The sequence below is a fragment of the Neobacillus sp. DFD-2R genome (genome assembly GCF_057747865.1).
This window is the reverse complement of record NZ_CM173228.1, coordinates 1,153,086-1,178,640: the sequence shown is the minus strand read 5'-3', so window position 1 is coordinate 1,178,640 and position 25,555 is coordinate 1,153,086. Positions and strand designations below refer to the sequence as shown.

The following is a 25,555-nucleotide window of genomic DNA, read 5'->3' as shown; positions in this document are numbered from 1 at the left end:
CACTTTCTTACGAAAGATCTACTAATAGTTATTGTTTGTTTGCACGATTTTGTTTGTTTAGTTTTCAAAGATCAATTTCTAATACCGCTCGCAAGCGACTTTATCAATATAACACATCATCCTTTAAAGTGTCAACAACTTTTTTATTTTCTTTTTTCATTGTTTGACGCTCTTGTTGAGGACGAGATTTAATATACCATGATAAACAAATGATTGCAATATAATTTATAAAGTTTTTTTAAAATAAATTTCCCTTAATAGGTATTTGCTTTTGTATAATTCTGAAATATTATTCACATCCTTATCCACAGGACAGTATATCTTTAAGGCTGTTGATATGATTTGGAAACTGCTACACCCAAAAAATGTGAATAACTCTTCTCCAAATGACCAATTAATTTCATAATATAAATAGAGGAAACGTTTATTACTCTTCAACATTTCTGATTTTTTATCTAATCCTTTAATTTCATCTGTCTTTCATCTATTATAAATAGTAAGATTCCTCCAATCACACTGACTCCACCTAAAGCAAATTAACCGTATAATAAATATGATGTTACAAAGCGTGAATTGACAGAGGGAAAAAGCCGCTAATAAAGAAAGCCACTAAAGGGGTCAGATCTGGATTTTTTAAAAATTTGCAGATGCTAATCCGGAAATTCCTTCTCTATTAATTTATCAAAGCTTTTGCAAATAGATTTTTAAATGGACGTGAACCTATATGAACAGTATTGATATGGAAATATTAATAAAGCTTGGTATTTCCGCTGCTTTTGGACTGATCATCGGTCTTGAACGCGAATTAAAAAGAAAGCCCGTTGGTCTAAAAACAAGTCTTGTGATTTGTATTGTAAGCTGTCTATTGACAATTGTTTCAATTCAGTCAGCTTATATGTTCCCCAATTCGGATAAAGTAAAAATTACAATGGACCCGCTTCGTCTTGCAGCACAGATTGTCTCCGGAATCGGATTTTTGGGAGCGGGAGTTATATTAAGAAGGGGTAACGACAGTATTTCAGGTCTAACAACTGCAGCGATGATTTGGGGAGCTGCAGGTATTGGTATTGCTGTTGGAGCAGGCTTTTACTTAGAGGCATTTGCCGGTGTATCCTTACTTATAATAAGTGTTGAATTTATCCCTTTCTTAATGAAGCTCATCGGTCCTAAACAATTAAGAGAGAAAGAAATCATGCTGCAACTATTTATACGGGATAAAGGTCAAATTGATGTAGCAATTACTTCTTTAATGGAAAGAAACTACATTATTCGAAGAGTTCGGATAAAAGATTTAGATAATGGTGACCATCTTGTGCAAATTTTGGTTGCAGTTGATTATCGGGAAAAAACAACTGATGTATACTCCTTTGTTTCAAGTTTTAAAGGAGTAAAAAAGGCAGAGGTTGAAAGCATTAGTTAGGAGCCAAATTTTTTTGGCTCTTTTAAAAATTTCCACTTGCAAGATTGCATTGTTGCGGGTATAATTTTTCTTGTACCACTTATACGGGGGATTAGCTCAGCTGGGAGAGCGCTTGCATGGCATGCAAGAGGTCAGGGGTTCGAGCCCCCTATTCTCCATAACCCGAAAACCCTTGCGCAGCAAGGGTTTTCTTTTTTATCTATAAAATCTCTATTCATGCAAATCCGAGCATTGGAAATGTATATTTGATAAATCGCATTAACAGTCTTTTTTCAATTAATTCTCTGCTACGAACCTATTTGTTAATGCACCTAGTTTTTCAACCTCTACCGTAACAATATCACCCTGCTTTAAGTAAACCTGTCTTTCTTCAGGTTCAGCGCACGTAAAGATCATGTCAGAGGAACATTTATCTCTTAGAGTGAAAACGGAAGCCGGCCATTGTCACAAGCTTTAAATAAAAAGATGGAACTGAATTGTTTACAGTCCCATCTTTTTATTTTTTCTGTATACCAAAGATTATTTATCTCCGTTTTTTCCTGCCGGATCCTGTTTTGCTGCGGTTTCTTTCAACTTTACTTGCCTGAAAACTGCCTGCTGTTCTCTTTCCTTCAACAGTTTTATACTTGGTTCCAAATTCTTTCGTAGATTTTTCCGGGCCTTCTGAATTTCTGTTTTGTTTTGTATTATTGGGTTTCGATTGCTTTTGGTTTTGATTGCTGCTAAATTTTTTCGGTTTATCTTGTCTTGCTTTTGAGCCCTTAGATGACTGTTTTCTCACCGGTTCCTGTTTATTATCTTGTATATTTTTTCTTTCCAACGTTTGTTTTTGAATCGTTATTTTAAGTTCTTTTTCAATCATATCCAGAGTCGGCTTATCATCAGAAGAGTAAAACGTAATGGCTAATCCCTTCATACCCGCTCTGCCGGTTCTTCCAATTCGATGGATATAGCTTTCAGCATCCTCAGGGATATCATAGTTAAATACATGTGTAACACCTTCAACATCAAGACCTCTTGCTGCTACATCCGTTGCAACCAATACTTGAATCTCAGCATCCCTAAAACGTTTCATTACCCGTTCTCTTTTTGCTTGTGATAAATCACCATGTAATTCATCGCATGAAAATCCATGAGACTTGAGGACATCATAGAGTTTACTGACTCTCCTCTTGGTTCGGCAAAAAACAACGGCTAAAAAAGGCCGATGTGTTTCAATAAGCTCCATAAGTGTTGCTTGTTTAGCCCGATCAATCGTATGAATGGCAATTTGCTTTACATTATCAGCAGGTCCTTGGATTTTTTCTACTTGAATATATTCCGGAGTACGCATATGCTTTCCCGCTAATTTTCTAACTTCAGGTGGAATCGTTGCTGAAAACAGCATCGTCTGTCGACTAGTAGGCGTCTCCCTGATAATATCCTCTACTTCATTTAGAAACCCAATATGCAGCATTTGATCCGCTTCATCAAGAACAAGGAAGGATATTTCTGATAATTGTACGGTACCACGTCTAATATGGTCTAAAAGTCGACCGGGTGTCCCGACGACAATTTGTACATTTCTCTTTAATTTTCTTAACTGTTTTTCCACATCCTGTCCGCCATAAACAGCCAAAACATCAATTCCTTCCAAATCTGCAATCAACTTTTCAATCTCATCTGTGATTTGCAATGCCAATTCTCTCGTTGGAGTTACAATAAGCGCTTGAATATATGGAACATCCGAGTCAATTTTTTCTAGCATAGGTAAAATAAACGCAAACGTCTTTCCCGTTCCTGTTTGAGCTTGGGCAATAATATCTTTACCATTCATTACATATGGAATGGCTCTCTCTTGAATGGGTGTGGGAGTTACCACACCGAATTCATGTAATTTATTAGTTAATTCTTGTGATATACCTAACGCTAAAAAATCAGGCAAATAGACCCCTACTTTCAATTAATTATGATGTAACAATAAAATCTCAGTCTCTTTTTAATAAAATGAATAATTTTTAAACATTGATTGCCATTCTGAAAGAAAGAAGATATAATTTCGATAATACCAACTTAATTTATCGGAATAATTAACTTAAACGGAGGGATTTTATGAACCAACAGAGTTTTCTTATTATCCATGGACTGGGCGGAAGTGGACCTGATCATTGGCAATCTTGGTTGGATCAAGAATTAAGGGAACGAAAGCTTAATGTCTGTTACCCTACATTTTCTGATTTTGATTCACCTGATAAAAATGTATGGTTAAATGAATTATCTTCTGCAATAGACACGATCCCAAAAGATCATTACTTAACGGTTATTACCCATAGTCTTGGATGTCTTTTATGGCTCCATTTCGCCGCAGCACAGAATAAACAAATTGCAAATCAAGTTATTCTTGTTGCACCGCCTGCTCCGACAAAAGTACTCTCAGAAGCGAAATCCTTTTTTCCGGTACCCTTAAATGGAAAAGATTTATCTATTGTGGCAGAAGAAACGTTATTTGTCCATTCTACCAATGATCCCTATTGCAGCATTGAGGATACAATCCACTACACCAAACTAAACATCCCATCTATATCATTAGCAAACGCAGGTCATATCAACACACAATCGGGATTCGGAAAATGGCCTTGGATCCTTGATTTATGTTTAAAGAAAAATGAAAAGTCGAAAGTTTATCTATAAAACAAAAAAGTGCTCTTTTGAAAGCACTTTTTTTATTTCCATATGCTTGTTATCGGCTCAACAGATTTACTTTCTCCTGAATGTTTCAACCCGTAAATATCTTCGAGGGTTCTTAATAGATTAAAGTGGTTAAGCACTTCACTGTTTTGCCCTGTTTTCACCATAGGACCGACAAAAAAGGTTGGAATCTTGTTATCTTGCGAATCATCATCTTCGTCCCATGTCACAATTAACAAACTGTTATTCGTTTTTGCCCATTGGACATAAGCATCGATCTGTTTCTCCAGCCATACATCTGCTTCCTTAATCGTTCCATTATGCATGTCATGTTGGAGATTGGGGATAACAAATGAAACGGTTGGCAAATGATTAAAATCTTTTGGAAAATTTTCTAATGGCTGATTTGCTTTTTGGGGGATATTGGTGAAATTAACCCACGGATTATGCTTACGTGCGTAATCTCCACTTGATTCTCCGTTAAAACCTATCGTTGGCAAATCTTCAGAGTATCCCACAAATGAATACTTTTTTTCAATAAGTTCACTTGCTAAATTACTTGTTGAGAATTTAGTTTTTGGAACATGATCATCTGTAACACCTTGGTTTGAACCTGAGAACAAGTCCAAATAATTCGGCTGGCTGGGATGCTCTATAGCATGATAGTTTGTTAAGTTCGCCCCCTTATTCATTAGAGAATTCATATAAGGGGCGGAGCGATTTCCAATAATCTGCTGTTGTGCGTGGTTTTCCTCAATAACAATAACGATATGATCAATCTTCGGAAATTTCACATCTTTTGCTGTTGGAACATTAGACGATTTTACAGGAGTCTGTTTTTTCGGTTGAATTTGGGAACAAGCACTTAATATAAACATAACTGAAATAATGAGTATACCCCATTTTTTTAACAAATCGTTCGCCTCTTTCCTCATTCCATTATTTTACCAATTAGGTATGAAATTAATCAAAATAAAAAAGATCATCCATATAATGATGGAGACCTTTTGTTTGTTTATTAAACCATACTAAAACTGTGGTTACTTCAAATAATTTATTTTATGGTTTCAACACCACTTTAATACATCCATCGGTTCTAGTGTCAAAAACTTCGTATCCATGTTTTGCTTGATCCAACGGCAAAACATGGGTAACCACATCCCCTGGGTCTACTTTCCCTTGCGTAATGAGATCATATAAAAATGGCAGATAGGGGATTACTGGTGCTTGTCCCATTTTAATATCTACATTTCGCTGGAAGAAATCCCCTAGCGGGAAAGCATTATACCGTCCACCATAAACACCTGTTAACTGAACGGTACCTCCTTTACGGACTGCCTGTGAAGCAATAACGATACCGCCCATCGCTCCGCCATGGAGTTTTAAGCCAGTGGCCAGAAATTCCATTGGCGTCATCTTCCCGCTCATACCGGTGCAGTCGATTACCACATCTGCTCCACCTTCAGTTATATCTCTCAAGTATTCTCCAGTATTATCGTATTGTTCAAAATTCACCGTTTCTACTTTATTCGTTCGTTTTGCATGCTCTAATCGATAATCAATATAATCAACGGCAATAACCCTTTTCGCACCGTTTAACCAGGCAAATTTTTGTGCCAGCAATCCTACAGGACCGCATCCAAGTATAATAACAGAATCGTCCGCCTTTACACCGGCATGATCAACACTCCAATAGGCAGTTGCGCATGCATCCGCCAAAGTTACCAATTTTTCATCATCTACTTCGCAATCCTCCGGTATCTTAAAAGGCGTAAAGTTCCCAAAAGGGACGCGCATATATTCCGCTTGCCCGCCTGCATAACCGCCGGTTGTTTCCGAATAACCAAAAAAACCTCCTATTTCTCCATGAGGATTTGAATTGTCACACTGACTTGTCAAGTCATGGGTGCAATACCAACAATGCCCGCAGCTTACATTAAACGGAATAATGACTCGATCACCTTTTTTTAATTTTGTAACCTCCGACCCTATTTCCTCCACCACTCCTAATGGCTCGTGGCCAATAACATAGTCTGTAGGCAAATTAGGAATCATTGCATGAAGCAGATGTAAATCGGAACCGCATATCGCTGAAGTTGTAACTTTTATGATAATATCATCCGGATTTTTAATAACAGGATCTTTTACATTTGTGACCTGCACATTTTTAATGCCTTGATATGTAACGGCTTTCATTTATACATTCCCCTCCTTTTATTTATTCGGTGTTGCAAACATTCCTCTTCTGTCCGTATCGATAGGATAAAGATTCAGTTGGGCAATTTGGACAGCAGTCTCTGCAGCTTTTATATCGATTGGAAACTGTTCTTTAAAATCAAATGGATGAAGCCATCCTTTTTTTATCATCAGTTCGGAAATTTCTCCGTGCAAATCTATGGCGGCATCCAACTGTTTTTGAAGTACGTTTCTCAGTTCCGGGTTGGCTGTCTCCGTAATCGCGAACCCATAATTTCGAATGCCATTCTTTATTGTTAATAAAAAATCCATGGCAAAAGCAGAATCAGCTAAATTCGGCATTCCCTCTGCGTTTCTGGGATCTAAATAATCTTCCATTTTTTCAACTCCAGTTAATGTAGGATTTGACTCTGTTTGTAAAAGGGAAGCAGTTCATTTATATCTCTAATCGCTTGTTGAACGTCTTTTTCCATTAACGCTTTTAAATCATTATCAAAACATAAACCTTGCATTAATTTTGATCTAAGCAAGCAGACTGTTTTATAGTTTAGAATCTCATGTGTTTCCATTGTCTCATGTAAGGCTAAGCTTTCATTTTCCATATATCCACCTCCGGATTTATCACTTAAATATTTTCCCTACATCCTTTTCAGTTTATGCAAAAGTTACTTTTCAGCAAATGAATAAACAGCCATAGCCTAAGAGAATCTATAGAGGAAAAATAGTTCGCCCGAGGGAGTGAGAAGAAATGACAAAATACTTAGGGCTTCATGAAACACTTGAGGTTCATGAATTATTAACCTTCAAAAATCTAACCTTAACAAAAGCTACTACTATGGGGGCATTGGCTCAAGATGAAGAACTACAGGCAATCCTTTCTAAAGAGGTGACTACAGGAACACAGCATATTCAGCAATTACAACGTTTTTTGTCAAGTCGGGAGGAATATTAGATGAACCATTTCTTACAAAACTTTATGGGAATGGGCGGCATAACCGATCAAATTATTGCAACAGATTACTTGGTTTCAGCAAAATCTGCCGTTCGAAATTATGCGGCAGCCATTACTGAAACGGCAACACCGGAATTAAAGGAAGTTTTAAGAGAACAATTAACTGCAGCGATTCAAGCTCATGCAATCATTACTAACTATATGATTGCAAAAGAATATTATCATCCGCATGAATTGAGGGAACAGTTGCAGGTTGACTTAACTGCAACTGAAACCGCAATTAAACTGGCAGATAAATAAAGAAAACCCGCCGATTGGCGAGCCCCAAAGGGCGAAGACAAAGGGGGAGTTGCACCTATTAGCTAAAAAAAGAGAACCGCGGTTCTCCTTTTTTAGCATTCTTGGTTATTCCTCTTGGAACTACTCATTATTCAATTGATAAAATACCACTTTTTCCTTGTTCCACTTTTCCTTGTTTCTTTAATGTAAGCTTAGATAGGTTTGTAAAAATAATTGGAGTAACAGTTGAAGGAGCGGATTTCTTTAAGAATTCAAGATCGAACTTCAAAATCTCCTGCCCTTTCTTTATTTGCTCTCCTTCCGTCACAAAAATTGTAAAACCTTCTCCTTTTAAATTGACAGTGTCCATTCCAACATGAATTAAAATTTCATACCCTTCGTTAGACTTAAGGCCAATCGCATGTTTTGTTGGGAAGATATTAATCACTTTACCATCGACCGGAGATACGACAGAACCCTTTTCAGGTATAATCGCAAAGCCGTCACCCATCATTTTTTGGGAAAATACTTGATCAGGTACTTCGGTAATCGAGATAATTTCTCCTTCAATTGGCATTACAAAATTATTAGCCGATAAAGGCAGCTGTCCGCTAGTTTGAGCAGCATCTTCCTGTTCTTGAAATTGATGAGTGTTTACCGCCTGCATATCCAACCGCTTCATTGCATCGGCAACAAATTCTACTTCTGTTCCCACTACAACCTGAAGGTTTGTATCATTTAATTTCATTACACCTTTTGCACCATGTGCTTTTAAGGATGAATCCTTTACTTTTTCCATATTCTTTACTTTTAAACGTAAACGTGTTGTACAATTTTCAATCGATGTAATATTTTCTTTTCCACCAATATCATTGATAAAATTATAAGCCATTTGCTCGAATTTATCAGTACCAACAACAGCTGCAGTATTTTGCTGCTCACCTTCAACCTCATCTTCTCGCCCGGGCGTTTTAAGATTGAATGCCTTAATAACTGCGTAGAAAATAACAAAGTAAAGGACAAAGTATACTAAGCCAACTACCAGCAGTAATAATGGTTTTGAAGCGATATTAAAGTTAATTAGATAGTCGATTGCACCTGCAGAGAAGGTAAATCCATCGCGAATTCCCAGCATGGAAGTGATCACAAAAGAAAGCCCTGTTAAAACAGCATGAATTCCATATAAAACCGGTGCAATAAACATAAACGAAAACTCAATTGGCTCCGTAATTCCCGTAATAAATGAAGTTAAGGCTACACCGATAAACATACCGGTGACAGCTTTTCTTCTCTCCGGCTTTGCTGCTAAAATCATTGCTAGTGTAGCTCCCGGCAATCCAAACATCATCACAGGGAAGAAACCTGTCATATATTGTCCTGCATGGGGGTCACCCGCTAAAAAGCGCGCGATATCCCCTGTTTTCCCATGGAAAGTTCCGAATTGGAACCAAAATAAACTATTTAACACGTGATGAAGTCCTAATGGAATAAGCAAACGGTTAAAGATTCCGAAAAGACCTGCTCCTACCGCACCTAAGCCAATAAGCCAATTCCCTAACCCGTTTATCCCATCTTGAATCATCGGCCAAACTAATCCGGCAATTCCTGCTAAAATAACCATTGCAACCGAGGTAACGATTGGCACAAAACGTCTTCCGCTAAAGAAGCCCAGCCATTCGGGCAGCTTAATATTATGAAAACGGTTATATAATAACCCAGCGATAATCCCTGCGAGAATTCCGCCAAGAACCCCCATGTTAATGTCCTTATTTAAGGCTATTGCCCCTTGAGTTAAAACCAAATATCCGATTGCCCCTGATAATGCCGCGGCACCGTTATTATCTTTTGCAAATCCCATTGCCACCCCAATGGCGAAAATTAAAGCAAGGTTGGCAAAAACAGCATTTCCTGCATTTGCGATAAAGGGGATATTTAATAAGTCAGCTTGACCGAATCGTAACAAAAGCCCTGCTGCCGGTAATACCGCTATTGGAAGCATTAGAGCTTTACCAATACGTTGTAAAAATCCTAGCATATAAATCTCTCCAATCTATAAAATAAAAATTATGAAAGCGCTTTTTATACTACAGAAAACATCTTACCACTTCATTGTATAGTTGTCTATACCAATTTTGACCTGTTTATAAAAAACACTACTCATCTTTTATTTTGAGTAGTGTTTCCTTTATTTCATTTATTCTATTCGTAAAGGTACCAATTCATCAATAGATACAAATTCAAATTCACTTTGGCTAGACTCTTTTGGCTTAAACATTGATTTCACCACTTATTTTAATTATTTATAGTTTAGTTGGAGGTCTTTATTGAAAACACTCTGTTGATTGGAGCGGAAGGCACGAAGACTCCTGCGGGAGTACGGGGCAGGGGAGACCCGCAGGAGAGGCTACCCGGCACGCCCGCGGAAAGCGAAGTGCCGGGAGCGCCAATCAACAGACCTGTTTAAAAGCCTATATACCAATAATATTATAACAAATTAACGCGGTGAATTGTTAAAGCAAATAAATAAACAAGAGGCTGCCGAAGGTTTTTCGACAGCCTGAGGGCAGTGATATGCTGCCCTTTTTGTTTTGAAAAATTACTTTAAACATTTTTCCACTTTATAAACATGACTTCCAGTGTTATCAATATTTAGAACTTTAGCAGTCATCTTAGAAAATGTGCTTTGCAAAGAAAGGGCCAACTGCTCTCCTTTTCCTTTTTCAATAAAACAGATAACCGTCGGACCGGCTCCACTTAAGGCCACTCCAAATGCTCCTTTTTCTTTCGCGCATTTTTCGATATCGCTATAGAAGTGGATAAGCGGTCTTCGGTATGGCTGATGAAAGATGTCAAGCTCCATCATTTTTCCTGCTAATGCCCAGTTTTGGCTAAGAAGGGCTGCAACCAAAAGATTAGAAGTTGAAGAAGCTTGAATTGCTTCGGCATACGAGAAAGTTTTTGGCAGTACTTCCCGAGCTACCTTCGTCAATAAAATTTCTTGCGGGATTAACGCTACCATTTCAAAGGCCATATCTGAAAATGTTAACATATCCACTTCCATTTGTTGATAGCAGCCGATCACTAGGCCCCCATACAGGGAAGCACCCGCATTATCAGGATGCCCCTCCAATTCAGTGGCAAGGAGAAGCTTCTCTTTCTTCGACAATTCTAATTTCCCGACACAGTCTGCCAGCTCAATACCTGCAACAATAGCTGCAGCACTGGAACCAAGTCCACGTGCTAAAGGGATCTCACTGTCAATTTTTAGTTTGCAAGGCTGCAATTCCCTTCCATATTTTCCCGCGGTTTGAATGGCAACTTGGCAAATAAAATGGCTTTCATCCGTTGGAAGATCCTTTAAATCAGCGGATGTAGAATGGCATTCCCATTTATCACTTTCTTCTACCTCTACCTGCAAATACAAATCCAGGGCAACCCCCATCGAATCGAAACCGGGACCCAGGTTTGCGGAACTTGCCGGTACTTTAATGATAAAACGATTCTCTTGAGTCATCTTAAGACAACTCCTTTAATATGTTCAGTCACTGCCCCTTCATCATTGGGCAATTGAATCAATTTAACTTGACTATTCTGAATCGCCGTATCCGGATCCTTCAAGCCATTCCCAGTTAGCACAGCTACTATTTTCGTACCTTTTCCTATTTTGCCATTTTGAATATTTTTATAAACACCTGCAAGGGATGCACAGGATGCCGGTTCGGCAAAAATTCCTTCACTTGCGGCAACTTTTTTATAAGCAAATAAAATCTCATCGTCACTGACTTCGTCGAACCTGCCATTTGATTCCTCTACAGCGTTAACCGCTAAGTTCCAGCTTGCAGGGTTCCCAATTCTTATCGCGGTTGCAATGGTTTCAGGATTTTCGAATATACGATTATGAACAAGTGCAGCTGCACCTGCTGCTTCAAAACCAAACATTCTTGGCAGTCCCGTCCCCTTTTTAGTTGCGAATTCCTTAAATCCCTTCCAGTATGCGCTGATATTACCGGCATTCCCTACCGGAATTGCTAAAATATCAGGTGCAAATCCCAACTGATCACAAACCTCAAAGGCAGCGGTTTTTTGTCCTTCTAATCGAAAAGGATTGACGGAATTTACGAGTGTAATCGGCTCTTCCTCACTGATATTTCGAACCATTTGCAACGCTTGATCGAAATTCCCCTTTATCGAAATAATTTCTGCCCCGTACATCATTGCCTGTGCCAGTTTTCCCATCGCAATTTTCCCTTCAGGAATGACAATAATACAACGTAACCCGGCCCGTGCCGCATACGCTGCAGCGGATGCAGAAGTATTTCCTGTTGAGGCGCAAATGACAGTCTTACTTCCTTCTTCTACTGCTTTAGCGACAGCCATAACCATCCCGCGATCCTTGAAAGACCCCGTTGGATTTGCCCCTTCCATTTTTACATATAGCTCAACATCCCATTCCTTTGAAAGGCGATCGAGCTTAATTAATGGCGTATTTCCTTCATTTAACGAAAGGAGAGGTGTTTCGGTATTTACTGGTAAAAATTCTTTATATGCTTCTAATAAACCCGGCCATCTCATAATGATTTCCTCACCACACGATATGAACTTTTTATTTCCTTCACTGCTTGTAAATCATTTAATTCCAATAAAATCTTTTCATAGTTAGTTAACGAAGATCGATGTGTTACTAAAACGATTTCTGAAGTTTCATTTTTCTTTATCGGTAACTGAAGTATTTTCTCAAAGCTTACACCGTATTTTGCAAAAAGAGAAGTAATATCTGCAAAAACACCAACCTCATCCCGGACATGAATTCGCAGGAAGTATTTAGAGTACTTTTCGGTGTCGTCCTTTAATTGCTTTGGAAATTGTGGTGTAACAGCACTCCGTCCATTGACGCCAAGCCTTAGGTTTTTAATAACTCCCACTAAATCGGAAACAACCGCTGTTGCAGTCGGTAAGCTTCCTGCACCCGGTCCATAAAACATCGTTTCACCAACAGCTTCACCATAAACGTAAACAGCATTATATTCGTTTTGAACAGAGGCTAGCGGATGATTATCAGATAAGAAAGTAGGCTGCACACTTACCTCGACTTTTTCTCCTTCACGATGCGCGAAACCGATGAGTTTCATCGTATAACCTAATTGTTTTCCATATCTCAGGTCTTCTTCTGTAATATTTGTAATACCACTTACCTTAACATCTTCTAAATCTATATGCATCGAAAAACCTAATGTAGCTAAAATAGTCATTTTACGGGCCGCATCAAGTCCTTCCACATCAGATGTTGGATCCGCTTCTGCAAATCCGAGTACCTGAGCTTCTTTAAGAACCTCTTCATATGCCAAGCCTTCTTGGCTCATTTTTGTTAAGATATAGTTCGTTGTCCCATTCACAATTCCCATCATTTGCGTAATTCGATCCGAAGCAAGACCATCTACTAAGCCTCTTAGAATCGGGATACCTCCGGCAACACTTGCTTCATAAAACAGATCACAGCCATGCTCAGAAGCCACTCTTAACAACTCAGAACCGTGCAGGGCCATTAAATCTTTATTAGCTGTAACGACATGCTTTCCTTGACGGAGGGCGCTTAGCAAATATTCTTTTGTATCAGCGACACCACCCAGTACCTCAATAACAACATCAATCTCCTCGTTATGAAGAATATCATCAGCATTAGAGGTTAATAAACTGGTATCCACTTCGACAGGCCTTGTTTTATGTACATCTTTGACAAGAATTTTTTTTATAACAACAGGGCATCCAATTTGGTGAATTAATTTATCTTGGTGATTTTCGATAATTTTTACTACTCCGGAACCAACAGTTCCTAATCCTAATAATCCAATCGAAATTGCTTTCATGAGTTACCCTCCTAATTTGTCCTTTTCAAGCGCACAATTGTATTTATATAGTAGACATTATATGATTCTCTTAATATTTTTACAATAGTTGTGCTCTCAATAAATAATTATGTAATCGCTTACTTACGCGTTGTTAATGGACTATTATAATTCAAAAAAATTTTTTATAAATTATTAAGAAAAATAATTATATTTAGCTCTTTACAAGATTAAAGGTATGCATGTAGAATATTCCGTATATTCAATCAAAAAATAAAAGTGATGACGAAGACGGTAGTATGAAATGTCTTTAGAGAGCCGGTGGTTGCTGCAAACCGGTGTCCTTTCTTACATTACCCAGCCCTTCTGAACTGGCTAGCTGAAAATGCATGTGTAGGCTTGCCCGGAATGATCCGTTAGAATGTTGAGGCTGCAAAATTTTGCAGCAAACGAGGGTGGTACCACGCGTTTATTCACGTCCCTCATAACAAGACCATTTGTCTGTTATGAGGGGCGTTTTTATTTTTAAGCAGATGTACCTTAACCGGGGGCTTGTGCTACAGATATAAAGTTTTCCAGCTTTATTTTTTATTAATCTTTTAAAAACTTAGGAGGTTTGGATTGAACATGTATAAGGTACTTGTAACTGATGGAATTAGTGACACTGGTTTAAAAAGCTTATTTGACCATCCCAATTTTACGGTGGATCGTCAGCCAACTCTGCCGGAGAAGGAATTAAAAAAAATCATTGGAAATTATGATGCCCTAATCGTACGCAGCCAAACAAAGGTAACGGAAGAATTACTTGAATCTGCTAATCAGTTACAAGTTATTGCCAGAGCAGGTGTTGGTGTAGATAACATTGACGTGAATGCTGCAACGCGAAAAGGAATTATTGTTATTAATGCCCCGGGTGCCAACACCATTGCCGCTACGGAGCATACCTTAGCCATGATGCTTTCATTGGCTAGGAAAATTCCCCAAGCCCACCAAAAAACAGTAACCGGTGAATGGGATCGCAACTCTTTTAAAGGCGTCGAATTATACAAAAAAAACCTTGGTGTAATCGGCATGGGTAAGATTGGAACTGAAGTGGCCAAACGTGCAAAAAGCTTTGGGATGACTATTTTAGCGTTCGACCCGTATTTAACAGAAGAAAGAGCAAAAAAACTAGGGATGACTAAAGCAAGTCTCGATTTAATTGCCCGTGAATCCGATTTTATTACAATCCATACACCTTTAACAAAAGATACTAAAGGGCTGGTAAATGAAGAGTACTTACGTAAAACGAAAAAAGGTGTACGGTTTGTCAACTGTGCCCGCGGCGGGATTATCGATGAAAAGGCGTTGGTTAAGGCAATTCAATCAGGACATGTTGCAGGTGCAGCCCTGGACGTTTTTGAAAAAGAACCGGTAGCGGATCCGGAATTGCTTCATAATCCAAATATTATCGTTACGCCGCATCTTGGAGCTTCCACTGTTGAAGCACAGGAAAAAGTAGCTCAAGAGGTAAGTGCAGAAATTATTGAGATTTTCGAATCACAATCGATTACAAATGCTGTCAATATGCCGCAAATGTCCGGCGAAGTGCAACAAAAAATGCAGCCATATCTTTTGCTTGGCGATCAAATCGGTCAGTTAGTCATCCAATTATTAAAAGAAGCACCATCAAAAATCGAAATCAATTATCATGGAGATTTGGTTGATGAGGATACAGAACTATTAACACGTACTATGATTAAAGGAGTACTTTCTCATCATTTAAGTGACTCTGTTAATCTGATCAATGCCCTCCATCTTTTGAAAGAACAGGGAGTTTCCTATAATGTCCAAAAAAATGCCACTAATAAAGGCTTTGCCAATTATATGGAACTTACAGTTTCACAAGGTACCGAAACGGCTACTGTTGGGGCAACAGTGTTAAACGGCTATGGAGCACGAATTGTAAAAATGAACCACTATCGTATCGATGTTAGACCTGAAGAACATCTTTTATACATCTTGCATCAAGACATGCCGGGTATGATTGGAAAGGTTGGTTCTTTACTTGGGGATTATCAAATCAATATCGGTACAATGCAAGTAGGCCGAACAACGGTTGGCGGCCAGGCAGTCATGGTTTTAACGCTTGATAAAAAAGTAAGCGCCGAGGTCATTCAAGCTCTGACATTAATAAATGGATTAAACGAAGCACAATTTTTAGAGTTATCCAATGTCGATACATTCGAACCCGGACGCCAGGAACTTCATAAAGTAGAAACAGTATAAGAAAAGCTTCCTAATCTTTTAAAAAGGGTAATTGCATTGCGCAATCACCCTTTTTTATTTAGGCTCTTTTCGTAAACTTTGTTGCTTTTGAAGCTTAATAAAGTTCATTTACTAAGTTTCTAGGCAATTTTCGCAAATGTTCTTACGAAAAGATGCCACGAAGCTTCTAATTATACGGGTTGATAAACTTATACGAAAAACAACAATCTATGCGAAAATAGCCTTTATTTATAAAATATCTTTCAAATCCAAAACAGAATCTAAAATATGATCTGCTTCATGCTTTTCAAAGTCGCTTCTGGCATCTTTACCGGAAAGGCCGGTTAACACAGCTGCAAACTTGCACCCCAATTGTCTTGCTGCCAGCAAGTCAGCCAGAGAGTCACCGACAATTAAAATCCCTTCCCCATTTTCTATTGGTAATTCAATCTGTAAACACTGATCACTCGGTGTGTCCTTGCCGTAAAGTCCCATGATATAGGTAAAAGGATGTGGCTTGGATAATGATTTCCTTGATGTTAATTCATTTTCCGCCTTCAATACTTCATCTGCAGTCACTATATGATTTTCATCAAAATGCTTAAGCCAGTCTAAATGGTGAAACGGTTGAATCGTTTCTAAGGCCGGTCTTCCTGTGCCAATCCCAATCTTGAAACCGGAGTTTGTTAAAAATTGAAACAGCTTATCGATTTCGTCCGAAGCAGCTAAAGTCGTTTCATTTGCTAAAAAACCTTTCTTCCCTAGCTGAACAGACGGTCTGCCCGTTGAGGTTATGACATTCTCATCCCCTACATACCATTCTTGGGACACATGTTCACATACTGACCAAAGAGCATCTTGTCCCTTAAATATATCCGTTTCAACCCCAAGCTTTTCTTTTGCCAGTTGATTAAGATAACCAAGTAATTCCTGCTTTGTAGCATCTGACCGCTCGAAATCCTCAACAAACGTCTCGAATTGGACAGTAACATGATATTGATTGAGTGTGTTTCCGATTTCGACTAATACTTCCCTATCTATTGCCTTTTGGAGCCAGTTGTTAATTTTTTCAAATTCCGTATCTTTAACTTGCGACAACAGGTGTATCAACTGGTAACCAAATGTTAAATAGATCATGTCCCAGTTGGCGTTTAACCCGCGTGACTTTTGAAACTTAAGGACTGTATCATGTTGGAAAACATGTTCTCTAATTTCTTTAATTTCATCTTCAGTATAATCCGTCTTAAATTTATCAGGTGACAAGGCCAAGTAATTTTTACTTATTAACATCTCCCAAACCGTCAGTGCCGAGGCATCAAAATAATGCTCCTCGCTTAAAAGAACCCCATCAACGTCAAACAATATCGTTTTAATCATTTAACCCGCCCTCTTTTCTCTTTCCGCTTTTATACGTTATCGTAACACAGAGAATAATAAAATTTAAAGAAAAAATAAACCAAGCTAAGCTGAAACAAAAATTAAAAATAAAAAAAGCCGTGTGTTTTATAATCTAACAACACGGCTTTTTTAACTAGTTTTTTTGATTACTGAGCATACTCAGCTTGGAAAATTATATGAATTTCTTTTGTTCCCTCATACATCAGGAATCTTTCTCAAGTCCAAAATGAACAGATTCAGCGTTCTCCCGGAAGACTTTATCACTAGGATACACAGAAGCAAAATAGTATACAGCACCTAGTAATAAGACACCTATGGCCAAGAGCGGGACAGAATAATTTATATACCAAGGCTGATCCGGCGAGCGTGGCCAGCAAAGATTGATAATAACGAACACACCCCAGAGAAGGGATAAAAGATTCACCCCGGGTCCCCATTTTCCTAAATTCCAGGGAGAGGTAACTGAAATCCACCCTCGCCTTCGAGCGATAAGTGCACCAACGGTCACAGATAAGTAAGCAAGATAGATTCCGACAACGCAAATGTTGACGATATAGGTCTCAGCTGAAGCGGAAAGAACTAACAGAATCGTAAATAATCCACTAAATACAATGGCCGCCACTGGTGTATCATGCTTTCTTGACATTCTGGCCCATAGCTTGGAGCCGGGAATTTTATTATCACGACCGAAGGAGAACAATAAACGGGATACGGTTGCCTGCACAGCTGTGCCGCATACGAAAATAGCAATTAACGCTAAGACGATAAAAGCATTAGATATCCCTGTTCCCAGATTCTTTTCCAGAATATAAGTTAATGGAACTGCAGCCTTCATTGCCTCATCCAGGTTAGGAATAGCAAGCACGAACGCCCACAAAGCTAACCCGCCAATGATAAAAGTCAATACCAAAGAAGATATAATGGCTTTGGGAACTACCCGTCGAGGGTTAATTACCTCTTCTGCGAGACTGCCTGCAGAATCGAAACCAAATAACACCCATGTAGAAGTCAGCATGGCAGCAAGGAATACAGGTAAATAGCTTCCTGTTCCAGCTGTTCCTGCGGTTTCAAACGTAAAGCTAAAAGGATGATGAATCCCAACAGCAAAAAGGGCAATGGCCAACACAATCATGGCTACAATTTCAGCAATCATTCCAATATTATTAACAAGGGCAGTCAATTTAACGCTGAATGCGTTGATTAGGGTTTGTAGGATCACGATGACTGCAGTAATAAGGACAAGTAAAGTATGATTTTTAGCATCCAATCCCATTAGCTGTGCTATATATGGCGCCCCGCCAAAATCGACAGAGGCGATAGTTGCAAGTAATGCGACCAAATAAATCCAACCGGAAAACCATGCATAGGTGTTGCCTACAAGGTGCTTTGTCCATTGATAAATAGAACCCGCGACAGGATAGTGAGAAGCGACTTCTCCCATCGTAAGTCCAACGAGCAGTTGACCAACGAATACAATAGGCCAACTCCAGATAAAAGCGGGACCACCTGTGGTTAAACCAAATCCAAACAAACTAAATATACCTGTGGTTGCTGAAATAAAGGAAAACGAAATGGCAAAATTGGAAAAGAAATTAAGATTTCTCTTTAACTCCTGCTCATAACCAAGACTCGCAAGGTCCGCAACATCTTTATCAATGGAATGTACCTCTTTAGACAAACATATCAACTCCCCTTTAAAATAGGACTTAAACTAGCCCAATTATTAACATTCGATAGCAGCCTCTTCAAACGGCCATGCCGGAAGCATTTTTCGAAGTGTTTTGTCCTCTCTATATCCAAGGGCATACTCCGCCTGCATAATGGTATGGATTTCTCTTGTTCCTTCATAAATAACCGGTGCCTTTGCATTCCGTAAATAACGCTCGACAGGAAATTCATTTGAGAATCCATAGGCACCGTGAATTTGCACGGCGTCGTTTGCAGCTTCAAAAGCGGCATCGCATGAGATCCATTTTGCCAAAGAGGTTTCTTGTGTGTTTCTTTTTCCGCTATTTTTTAACCAGCCTGCTTTTAACACCAGTAAACGTGCTATCTCAAGATTAGCTGACATTTTGGCAATCATCTGTTGAACAAGCTGATGCCTTCCTATTTCTTTTCCAAACGTTTTTCGTTCTTCACAATACTTCACGCTTGCCTCAAGCGACGCCATAATTGTCCCGCAGGCTCCTGCAGCAACGGTAAAACGGCCATTATCCAAGGCTGACATAGCAATTTTAAATCCTTCGCCCTCATATCCCAGTAAATTTTCGGCTGGAACTCGAACATTATCTAAAAACACTTCACCAGTATTTCCGGCCCGTATTCCTAACTTCCCTTTAATGGCTTTCGTAGAAACCCCTGCAAAAGTTCGCTCAACAATGAAACAGGAAATACTTTGATGCTTCGCTCCGGAATTCGTTTTGGCAAAAATTAAGAAGTTGTCCGCTACGTCACATAAGGAAATCCATGCTTTTGATCCATTTATGAGATAGTAGTCTCCTTCTTTAACAGCAGTCGTTTCCATCGCCGCAACATCGGATCCGGCATTCGGCTCCGTCAGCCCAAAAGCGCCAATTTTTTCCCCAAGTGCTTGAGGTACGAGGTATTTCTGCTTTTGTTCCTCTGTGCCCCACTGTAGTAGAGTCATACTGTTTAATCCGGTATGAACAGAAACTGCTGTTCGGAAGGCAGTGTCCCCCCGTTCTAACTCTTCGCAAATAATGGCCAGTGTATTATAATCCATTCCCACTCCGCCATATTCTTCAGGAATGCATGCCCCCATTAGCTGCAATTCGGCCAAACGTTTCAAAATATTCGTTTCAAAATGGCCTTTCTCATCCCACTCCTTTATAAAAGGGATGATTTCCCGATCCACAAACGATCTAACTACCTTTCTCACGCTTTTTTGTTCTTCTGTTAATGAAAAATTCATTTTACTGCCTCCTCATAGAATATGTTCTTGTTTTAATTTCACGATTTCTGATTTTGAATAGCCTAGCTTTAGTAGAATTGCTTCTGTGTGTTCTCCGTGCAAGGGAGGATGCTTTTCTATTTCTACCGGCGTTTTTGAAAACTTTAATGGTGAGCCAACCAGCTTTAAGTTGGAGATAGTAGGATGTTTTACCTTCACGACCATTTCACTCGAGCCAGCTTGCTCAGATTCCAGTGCTTCTTTCACATTGTAAATTGGCCCATTCGGGATGCCTGCTTTGTCAAGCAATTGTTTCCACTCATCTCTTGATTTCGTATTAATCCTCGCGGCGATAATTTTTATAAGTTCACCCTTATTTTTCAGCCTGCCTGTATTTGTTTCATATTGCTCCAACAGCAGTTTCTCATCTTCGAGCAGGATGGCTAGATTTCGATATTGCCGGTCATTGCCTACAGCGATGACAAAATCCCCATCACAAGCAGTAAACACCTGATAAGGCACAATATTGGGATGTGAATTACCAAGTTGCTTTGGAATCTCACCTGTAGATAGATAATTGCCGGCAACATTCACTAATGCAGCAAGCTGGGAATCAAATAACGAAACATCGATTTCCTGCCCTTCCCCCATACTATTTCGGTGCTGGATTGCTCCCAAAATACCAATACAAGTAAATAGGCCGGTAAGAACATCCGCAATCGCAACACCGACCTTTGCCGGCTTGGTTTCCTTTTCGCCTGTAATGCTCATTAACCCGGACATTGCTTGAATAATATAATCATAGCCCGGAAGATGGGCATAGGGGCAGTCAGAGCCGAATCCACTGATAGATGCAAGAATAATCCCTTCATTTACCTCCTTCATCTGTTTATAACCAAAGCCCATTCTTTCGAGCGTTCCGGGTTTAAAATTCTGAACGACCACATCGGCATTGGAAATCAGCTTTTGCAAAATTTCTTTTCCTTTTTGCGTTTTTAAGTTTAAGGTCATTCCCTGCTTATTTCGGTTTGCACAAAGATAGTAAGCACTTTCCCCCTCTAAAAAAGGAGGACCCCACCCCCTTGTCTCATCGCCTGAATCAACACTTTCAATTTTTATTACCTCTGCCCCCATGTCACCCAAGATCATTGTGCAATAGGGCCCAGCTAAAACACGGGATAAATCAACAATTTTAATACCATACAATGGCCCCGGCAATGAACTTCCCCCCATTTTATTGTATTAACACCACTAATTCTGTGAAAAAAGCCAGCGAAAACAATCAATGAAAAAGGAGCACTGAATGTTTCACCGGCTTACATTCATGTATATTCCTCCGGAAGGAGGTTCAAAAGAATGAGGCAGTAGTTTAATTTAAATCCAAACCAATGGATATATATTTTACTTCTAAAAATTCTTCAATCCCGTAATGTCCGCCCTCTCTACCAATTCCACTTTCTTTATAACCCCCAAAGGGAACCTGGACGGCTGAAGGTAATGCATCATTAAGTCCGATGATTCCGTACTCCAGCTGCTCTGTGATTCTAAAAGAGCGGCTTAAATTTTCCGTATAAACATAAGCAGCTAATCCGTAGCAAGAGTTATTTGCCCGAGCAATGACTTCCTCTTCGGTTTGGAATGTCGAAATTGGAGCTAAAGGGCCAAAGATTTCATCCTTCATACAGTCCATATCATCGTTAATATTGGTTAGAATGGTAGGGGCATAGAAATAGCCGTTTTCTTCATCAGGCTTAAGCCCGCTGTAAGTGACTTTTCCTCCCTTTTTTAGCGCATCCGTGACCAGCCCTTCCACTTTTTTATAAGCAGATTTATCGATTAATGGGCCAATATCGGTTCCCTCTTCTAAACCGTTTCCAACCTTAAGCTTCTCCAATTCTATTTGAAAAAGGGTAATAAATTGCTCTGCAACAGCTTCTTGAACATATACCCGATTGGTACAGATACATGTTTGACCTGCATTTCGGAATTTTGATTGGACAAGTCCGATTGCGGCTTTCGCTAAATTAGCATCCTCCATGACGATAAAAGGGGCATTGCCGCCAAGCTCAAGCGATACTTTTTTTACATTTTCTGCAGCACCTCTCATCAAGGTTTTCCCAACCTCTGTCGAACCTGTAAAGGTAATTTTCGTTACACGCGGGTCCTTCAGCCAAACGTCGCCAATTTCAGCAGATTTTCCCGTTATGACATTTAACACACCGTTCGGGATACCCGCTTCATGGGCAAGCTCTGCGATTTTCAAAGCAGTAAGCGGTGTTTGGGCAGCAGGCTTAATTACAGCTGTACACCCTGCTGCTAGAGCCGGAGCTACTTTTCGGGTAATCATCGCTGCAGGGAAATTCCAAGGGGTAATCGCTGCCACCACGCCAACAGGTTCTTTTCTGACTAGAATCCGTTTATTAGGGTGTGAGGCAGGAATGGTTTCACCATAAATCCTTTTCCCTTCTTCTGCATACCAGGAAATAAAATCATTCGCATATTGGACCTCTCCTAACGCTTCCCTTAATGGTTTTCCCTGCTCAATCGTCATAATTCTAGTAATCTCTTGTTTGTGTTCTTCCATTAAATAGTGCCATCTCATCAAGATCTGATAGCGCTCGTCAGCCGTCTTTTTCGACCACGATTTGAAAGCCTTGGCTGCAGAATCAACTGCTTGCTCCGCCTCATAGGCTCCTCCGGTCGGAACGGCGCCAATTACTTCCTTGGTTGCGGGATTTATGATTTCAGTAAATGTCTTATGATCATTTCCAACCCATTTTCCATCAATATACATCGGATAGATTGGATAGTTTTGCTTTATCTTTTCCATCCTAGTTCCTCCCAATTGATAAAGCAGGGTCATTGGTCAAAACTGCTTCGATTGCTTCCTCAAGAATTTGTAACCCCTCCTCCAGCTGTTCATCCGTTATCGTTAATGGCATGAGAATTCGAATGACATTACTGTAAATTCCTGCACTTAACAATAAAAGACCGCGCTCACAAGCTGCCTTAACAATTTTGGCAACTGTCTCTTTATCAGGAGTTTTATCCTGTCTATTTTTTACTATTTCCATGGCACACATCGATCCAACCCCGCGTACATCGCCAATTTCCTCAAAGCGGCTGGCCAGGTGCTTCATTTTTCCAATCACTCTTTCTCCTAATCTTTGAGCCCTATCATTCAGTTTTTCACTTTCGATAATATCTAAAACGGTTAATGCCGCCCGGCAGCCCAGCGGACTGCCTGAATAGGTTCCGCCAATTTCTCCTATATCTGCCGCATCCATAATTTCCGCCTTCCCAATAACACCACTGATTGGAACACCTGCACCCATTGATTTTGAGATTGTGATTAAATCAGGAACCACATTAAAATGTTCAATAGCAAAGTATTTTCCTGTCCGGGCAAAGCCGGTTTGAATTTCATCAGCGATAAATACAATTCCAAATTGACTGCAGATTTCTCTTACCCTTTGCACAAATGCCTGATCCGGCACAATGAAACCGCCTTCTCCTTGAACAGGCTCCATAACAATAGCAGCAATGGTCTCAGGAGCTGCCTCCGCAAGTAAAAATTGTTCAAATTGCTCAATAATCATCGCACTATATTGCTGTTCGGTCATACCTTCGGGGCGTCTGTAAACATATGGGTACGGTGCCTTATAAACCTCAGGAGCAAATGGTCCGAATCCGAGCTTATACGGTTTAACTTTGCTGGTCATTGACATCGTCATTAACGTCCTCCCATGGAATCCACGGGTAAATGAAACGATCCCTTGGCGTTTAGTGAATTTCCGGGCAATTTTCACAGCATTTTCAACGGCCTCCGCACCACTGTTAAAAAAAGCTGCCTGTTTTGCAAATTCACCTGGAGCAAGCTTGCAAAGTCTTTCCGCAAGTCTAATATAGGATTCGTACATCATGACATTAAAGCCTGTATGGATAAATTGACTTGCCTGTTCCTGTAGAGCCCTGACAACTCTTGGATGTGTATGTCCGACATTTAATGTTCCAATTGCACCGGCAAAATCGATATACATATTGCCGTCAACATCTTCAACAATGGCTCCCTGTGCCTTTTTTACAAAGGAATGGCAATTATTGCTGATTGCTTTTGGTACATATTTATTCCGTTGTTCGAGCAGTTCCTTAGATTTTGGACCAGGAATAGCTGTTTGAAGCTTTACATATTTCTTTTCCACGTTTACTTCAGCCTCCTTACGTCGTGCCAATCCCGTCATATTTGAAAAAGTTATTCCTTCACTTCGGAAAGGACTTGTTTAAAGGTGCCTACGACTTTATCAATCTCTTCGTAGCCAATTGTTAGCGCTGGCTCAATTCGGATTGTCTTCGAGTTGATCAATGTTCCCGCAACAAGTACACCTAAATCAAACATCCCTTTTGATACCTCATAGCCAATTTCATCTTTATGGAATTCGATGCCAATCATTAACCCTTTGCCGCGAATTTCAAGAACCTTATCTTCGTGGCCTTTGGCAGCTTTTTTCAGCTCCTCAAGAAAATATTCGCCAACCACTGCAGCTCTGTCCGGTAATTTCTCCTCAATCAAAACCCCAATCGTAGCAATCGCCGCAGCACACGCCAATGGATTTCCTCCGAACGTTGTCGTATGCATAAATGGATTCGGGAACCAGCTCTTAAACACTTCCTCTTTCGCTACAATTGCACCTGCCGGCATCACACCACCGCCAAATGCCTTTGCAAGACAGATAATATCAGGAACAACCCCATACAATTCGGCTGCAAACATCTTGCCGGTACGCCCCATGCCAGTTTGTACTTCATCAAAAATCAGTAATGCACCAAATTGATCACAAAGCTCTCTTACTTCCATCAGGTAGTTTTCAGGCGGCAGGATTATGCCCCCTTCGCCCTGTATCGGCTCCAGAATAACCGCAGCTACATCCTCTCCAACAGAAGAACACACCTCAAATGTTTTTCTCATCATATCGATATCGCCAAATGGCACATGCCGGAAGCCGGGGATTAATGGCAGAAAAGGCTTTCGAAACATTCCTTTTGCCGTGCCTGATAACGAGCCAAGGCTTTTCCCATGGAAAGCGCGAGTTGTGGAAATAAAGGTCGTCCGCTCACTATACATTTTGGCGAGCTTTAAAGCCGCTTCCACACTTTCTGTCCCGCTATTTGTGAAAAAAGCATATTTCAAATCACCCGGAGTTATCTCGGCTAATATTTTTGCCAGCATCGCCCGAAGAGGGTCAAGAAGATCCTGACTGTGAAGTGCCTGACGTTTCAATTGATCGGTAACTGCTTTTACTACCTTTGGATTACGGTGACCAACATTATAAATGCCAAACCCGCCAAGACAATCAATATACTCCTTGCCGTTTACATCCTTAAAGCAGGAACCGGTATCCGACCATTCCACTGCGGCAAATTGAGTGTCTTTTGTCACTGTTTTCCGATAAGCTAGGAAGCCCGGGTTCACGTGCTCCCTGAAGCCATCTACTGTTTCTTGGGTAATCCATGCAGCTTCGTCTTTATTAATTTCCTCCTTTTCTATTAAACTTAAAACCTTGTTAATGTAATCGGTAACATTTCGCTCCTGCTTATTTTTTAATTCGCTATTTAAATCAATCATACTATCGCTCCTCATTCAT

At 39.8% G+C, this 25,555-nt stretch carries 21 protein-coding genes, 1 tRNA gene, 1 pseudogene and 1 other annotated feature; of the genes and pseudogenes, 6 read left to right on the top strand and 17 right to left on the bottom strand.

The window, feature by feature from the left end:
* Positions 1 to 724 precede the first annotated feature (724 nt).
* Together AC3ANV_RS05565 and AC3ANV_RS05560 are read left to right on the top strand one after the other, a co-directional pair.
* Complete coding sequence (locus tag AC3ANV_RS05565) at positions 725 to 1,420, top strand: MgtC/SapB family protein (protein WP_488312675.1); 696 nt, start codon at positions 725 to 727, stop codon at positions 1,418 to 1,420.
* A gap of 85 nt (positions 1,421 to 1,505) precedes the next feature.
* Positions 1,506 to 1,578: transfer RNA gene (locus AC3ANV_RS05560), tRNA-Ala, on the top strand.
* Positions 1,579 to 1,696: 118 nt separating this feature from the next.
* Here the strand turns inward: AC3ANV_RS05560 and AC3ANV_RS05555 are convergent.
* Together AC3ANV_RS05555 and AC3ANV_RS05550 are read right to left on the bottom strand one after the other, a co-directional pair.
* A pseudogene (locus AC3ANV_RS05555) lies at positions 1,697 to 1,795 on the bottom strand (fumarylacetoacetate hydrolase family protein); the annotation flags it as partial.
* A gap of 148 nt (positions 1,796 to 1,943) precedes the next feature.
* Positions 1,944 to 3,344 carry a DEAD/DEAH box helicase gene (locus tag AC3ANV_RS05550; protein WP_488312674.1) on the bottom strand — a complete coding sequence of 467 codons (1,401 nt, stop codon included), beginning with the start codon at positions 3,342 to 3,344 and terminating at the stop codon, positions 1,944 to 1,946.
* Between the two features lie 167 nt (positions 3,345 to 3,511).
* Between AC3ANV_RS05550 and AC3ANV_RS05545 the strand changes: the two genes are divergently transcribed.
* Complete coding sequence (locus AC3ANV_RS05545; RefSeq protein ID WP_488312673.1) at positions 3,512 to 4,090, top strand: RBBP9/YdeN family alpha/beta hydrolase; 579 nt, start codon at positions 3,512 to 3,514, stop codon at positions 4,088 to 4,090.
* A 32-nt stretch (positions 4,091 to 4,122) separates the two neighbouring features.
* On the opposite strand, the gene AC3ANV_RS05540 is transcribed toward AC3ANV_RS05545, so the two are convergent.
* The 4 genes from AC3ANV_RS05540 to AC3ANV_RS05525 all read right to left on the bottom strand — a co-directional run bounded on the left by AC3ANV_RS05540 (position 4,123) and on the right by AC3ANV_RS05525 (position 6,885).
* A complete protein-coding gene (locus tag AC3ANV_RS05540; protein ID WP_488312672.1) occupies positions 4,123 to 5,001 on the bottom strand; it encodes an alkaline phosphatase family protein in 879 nt (292 codons plus the stop codon).
* 145 nt (positions 5,002 to 5,146) lie between these two features.
* Positions 5,147 to 6,283, bottom strand: coding sequence for a zinc-dependent alcohol dehydrogenase (locus AC3ANV_RS05535; protein WP_488312671.1), 1,137 nt, complete (start codon positions 6,281 to 6,283; stop codon positions 5,147 to 5,149).
* A gap of 18 nt (positions 6,284 to 6,301) precedes the next feature.
* A complete protein-coding gene (locus AC3ANV_RS05530) occupies positions 6,302 to 6,661 on the bottom strand; it encodes a spore coat protein (RefSeq protein ID WP_488312670.1) in 360 nt (119 codons plus the stop codon).
* A gap of 14 nt (positions 6,662 to 6,675) precedes the next feature.
* Positions 6,676 to 6,885, bottom strand: a complete 210-nt coding sequence (locus AC3ANV_RS05525) for a spore coat protein (RefSeq protein ID WP_488312669.1) — start codon at positions 6,883 to 6,885, stop codon at positions 6,676 to 6,678.
* Positions 6,886 to 7,031: 146 nt separating this feature from the next.
* On the opposite strand from AC3ANV_RS05525, the gene AC3ANV_RS05520 reads away from it, so the two are divergent.
* Complete coding sequence (locus AC3ANV_RS05520) at positions 7,032 to 7,235, top strand: hypothetical protein (protein ID WP_488312668.1); 204 nt, start codon at positions 7,032 to 7,034, stop codon at positions 7,233 to 7,235.
* A complete protein-coding gene (locus AC3ANV_RS05515) occupies positions 7,236 to 7,535 on the top strand; it encodes a spore coat protein (protein WP_488312667.1) in 300 nt (99 codons plus the stop codon).
* A gap of 127 nt (positions 7,536 to 7,662) precedes the next feature.
* Here AC3ANV_RS05515 and nagE read toward each other — a convergent pair whose 3' ends face one another.
* The 4 genes from nagE to AC3ANV_RS05495 form a co-directional block, all read right to left on the bottom strand.
* On the bottom strand, positions 7,663 to 9,549 hold the full coding sequence (gene nagE / locus AC3ANV_RS05510) for an N-acetylglucosamine-specific PTS transporter subunit IIBC (RefSeq protein ID WP_488312666.1): 1,887 nt from the start codon (positions 9,547 to 9,549) through the stop codon (positions 7,663 to 7,665).
* A 561-nt stretch (positions 9,550 to 10,110) separates the two neighbouring features.
* Entirely contained in the window at positions 10,111 to 11,028 is a 918-nt protein-coding gene (gene thrB, locus AC3ANV_RS05505; RefSeq protein ID WP_488312665.1) for a homoserine kinase, read from the bottom strand.
* The gene (gene thrC / locus AC3ANV_RS05500) at positions 11,025 to 12,086 is read right to left on the bottom strand and encodes a threonine synthase (RefSeq protein WP_488312664.1); all 1,062 of its coding nucleotides are present in this window, start codon (positions 12,084 to 12,086) and stop codon (positions 11,025 to 11,027) included. The genes thrB and thrC overlap by 4 nt, the downstream gene beginning before the upstream one ends.
* Positions 12,083 to 13,378: a homoserine dehydrogenase gene (locus AC3ANV_RS05495; protein WP_488312663.1), complete on the bottom strand. Its 1,296-nt coding sequence runs from the start codon at positions 13,376 to 13,378 to the stop codon at positions 12,083 to 12,085. The genes thrC and AC3ANV_RS05495 overlap by 4 nt, the downstream gene beginning before the upstream one ends.
* Before the next feature lie 252 nt (positions 13,379 to 13,630).
* Positions 13,631 to 13,843 (top strand) — a binding site (T-box leader).
* 141 nt (positions 13,844 to 13,984) lie between these two features.
* On the opposite strand from AC3ANV_RS05495, the gene serA reads away from it, so the two are divergent.
* Positions 13,985 to 15,625, top strand: a complete 1,641-nt coding sequence (gene serA / locus AC3ANV_RS05490) for a phosphoglycerate dehydrogenase (RefSeq protein WP_488314144.1) — start codon at positions 13,985 to 13,987, stop codon at positions 15,623 to 15,625.
* 228 nt (positions 15,626 to 15,853) lie between these two features.
* Here the strand turns inward: serA and AC3ANV_RS05485 are convergent, their stop codons facing one another.
* From AC3ANV_RS05485 to AC3ANV_RS05455, 7 genes are all read right to left on the bottom strand, one after another.
* The gene (locus AC3ANV_RS05485) at positions 15,854 to 16,981 is read right to left on the bottom strand and encodes an HAD family hydrolase (RefSeq protein ID WP_488312662.1); all 1,128 of its coding nucleotides are present in this window, start codon (positions 16,979 to 16,981) and stop codon (positions 15,854 to 15,856) included.
* Positions 16,982 to 17,204: 223 nt separating this feature from the next.
* Positions 17,205 to 18,680 (bottom strand): APC family permease, encoded by a 1,476-nt coding sequence (locus AC3ANV_RS05480; RefSeq protein ID WP_488312661.1) that lies wholly within the window; start codon positions 18,678 to 18,680, stop codon positions 17,205 to 17,207.
* 45 nt (positions 18,681 to 18,725) lie between these two features.
* Positions 18,726 to 19,934 carry an acyl-CoA dehydrogenase family protein gene (locus AC3ANV_RS05475; RefSeq protein ID WP_488312660.1) on the bottom strand — a complete coding sequence of 403 codons (1,209 nt, stop codon included), beginning with the start codon at positions 19,932 to 19,934 and terminating at the stop codon, positions 18,726 to 18,728.
* Positions 19,935 to 19,946: 12 nt separating this feature from the next.
* Positions 19,947 to 21,131, bottom strand: coding sequence for a CaiB/BaiF CoA transferase family protein (locus tag AC3ANV_RS05470; RefSeq protein WP_488312659.1), 1,185 nt, complete (start codon positions 21,129 to 21,131; stop codon positions 19,947 to 19,949).
* A 151-nt stretch (positions 21,132 to 21,282) separates the two neighbouring features.
* Entirely contained in the window at positions 21,283 to 22,743 is a 1,461-nt protein-coding gene (locus tag AC3ANV_RS05465) for an NAD-dependent succinate-semialdehyde dehydrogenase (protein ID WP_488312658.1), read from the bottom strand.
* Position 22,744: 1 nt separating this feature from the next.
* The gene (gene gabT / locus AC3ANV_RS05460) at positions 22,745 to 24,115 is read right to left on the bottom strand and encodes a 4-aminobutyrate--2-oxoglutarate transaminase (RefSeq protein WP_488312657.1); all 1,371 of its coding nucleotides are present in this window, start codon (positions 24,113 to 24,115) and stop codon (positions 22,745 to 22,747) included.
* A gap of 50 nt (positions 24,116 to 24,165) precedes the next feature.
* Positions 24,166 to 25,536 (bottom strand): putrescine aminotransferase, encoded by a 1,371-nt coding sequence (locus AC3ANV_RS05455; RefSeq protein ID WP_488312656.1) that lies wholly within the window; start codon positions 25,534 to 25,536, stop codon positions 24,166 to 24,168.
* Positions 25,537 to 25,555: the final 19 nt, after the last annotated feature.

What these genes read in the sequence shown, in the direction of transcription:
- nagE (WP_488312666.1), bottom strand. Translation starts at nt 9,549, where the DNA reads ATGCTAGGATTTTTACAACGTATTGGTAAAGCTCTAATGCTTCCAATA.
- AC3ANV_RS05520 (WP_488312668.1), top strand. Translation starts at nt 7,032, where the DNA reads ATGACAAAATACTTAGGGCTTCATGAAACACTTGAGGTTCATGAATTA.
- AC3ANV_RS05535 (WP_488312671.1), bottom strand. Translation starts at nt 6,283, where the DNA reads ATGAAAGCCGTTACATATCAAGGCATTAAAAATGTGCAGGTCACAAAT.
- AC3ANV_RS05475 (WP_488312660.1), bottom strand. Translation starts at nt 19,934, where the DNA reads ATGAATTTTTCATTAACAGAAGAACAAAAAAGCGTGAGAAAGGTAGTT.
- thrB (WP_488312665.1), bottom strand. Translation starts at nt 11,028, where the DNA reads ATGACTCAAGAGAATCGTTTTATCATTAAAGTACCGGCAAGTTCCGCA.
- AC3ANV_RS05495 (WP_488312663.1), bottom strand. Translation starts at nt 13,378, where the DNA reads ATGAAAGCAATTTCGATTGGATTATTAGGATTAGGAACTGTTGGTTCC.
- AC3ANV_RS05515 (WP_488312667.1), top strand. Translation starts at nt 7,236, where the DNA reads ATGAACCATTTCTTACAAAACTTTATGGGAATGGGCGGCATAACCGAT.
- serA (WP_488314144.1), top strand. Translation starts at nt 13,985, where the DNA reads ATGTATAAGGTACTTGTAACTGATGGAATTAGTGACACTGGTTTAAAA.
- AC3ANV_RS05565 (WP_488312675.1), top strand. Translation starts at nt 725, where the DNA reads ATGAACAGTATTGATATGGAAATATTAATAAAGCTTGGTATTTCCGCT.
- AC3ANV_RS05485 (WP_488312662.1), bottom strand. Translation starts at nt 16,981, where the DNA reads ATGATTAAAACGATATTGTTTGACGTTGATGGGGTTCTTTTAAGCGAG.
- AC3ANV_RS05525 (WP_488312669.1), bottom strand. Translation starts at nt 6,885, where the DNA reads ATGGAAAATGAAAGCTTAGCCTTACATGAGACAATGGAAACACATGAG.
- AC3ANV_RS05530 (WP_488312670.1), bottom strand. Translation starts at nt 6,661, where the DNA reads ATGGAAGATTATTTAGATCCCAGAAACGCAGAGGGAATGCCGAATTTA.
- AC3ANV_RS05545 (WP_488312673.1), top strand. Translation starts at nt 3,512, where the DNA reads ATGAACCAACAGAGTTTTCTTATTATCCATGGACTGGGCGGAAGTGGA.
- AC3ANV_RS05465 (WP_488312658.1), bottom strand. Translation starts at nt 22,743, where the DNA reads ATGGAAAAGATAAAGCAAAACTATCCAATCTATCCGATGTATATTGAT.
- thrC (WP_488312664.1), bottom strand. Translation starts at nt 12,086, where the DNA reads ATGAGATGGCCGGGTTTATTAGAAGCATATAAAGAATTTTTACCAGTA.
- AC3ANV_RS05455 (WP_488312656.1), bottom strand. Translation starts at nt 25,536, where the DNA reads ATGATTGATTTAAATAGCGAATTAAAAAATAAGCAGGAGCGAAATGTT.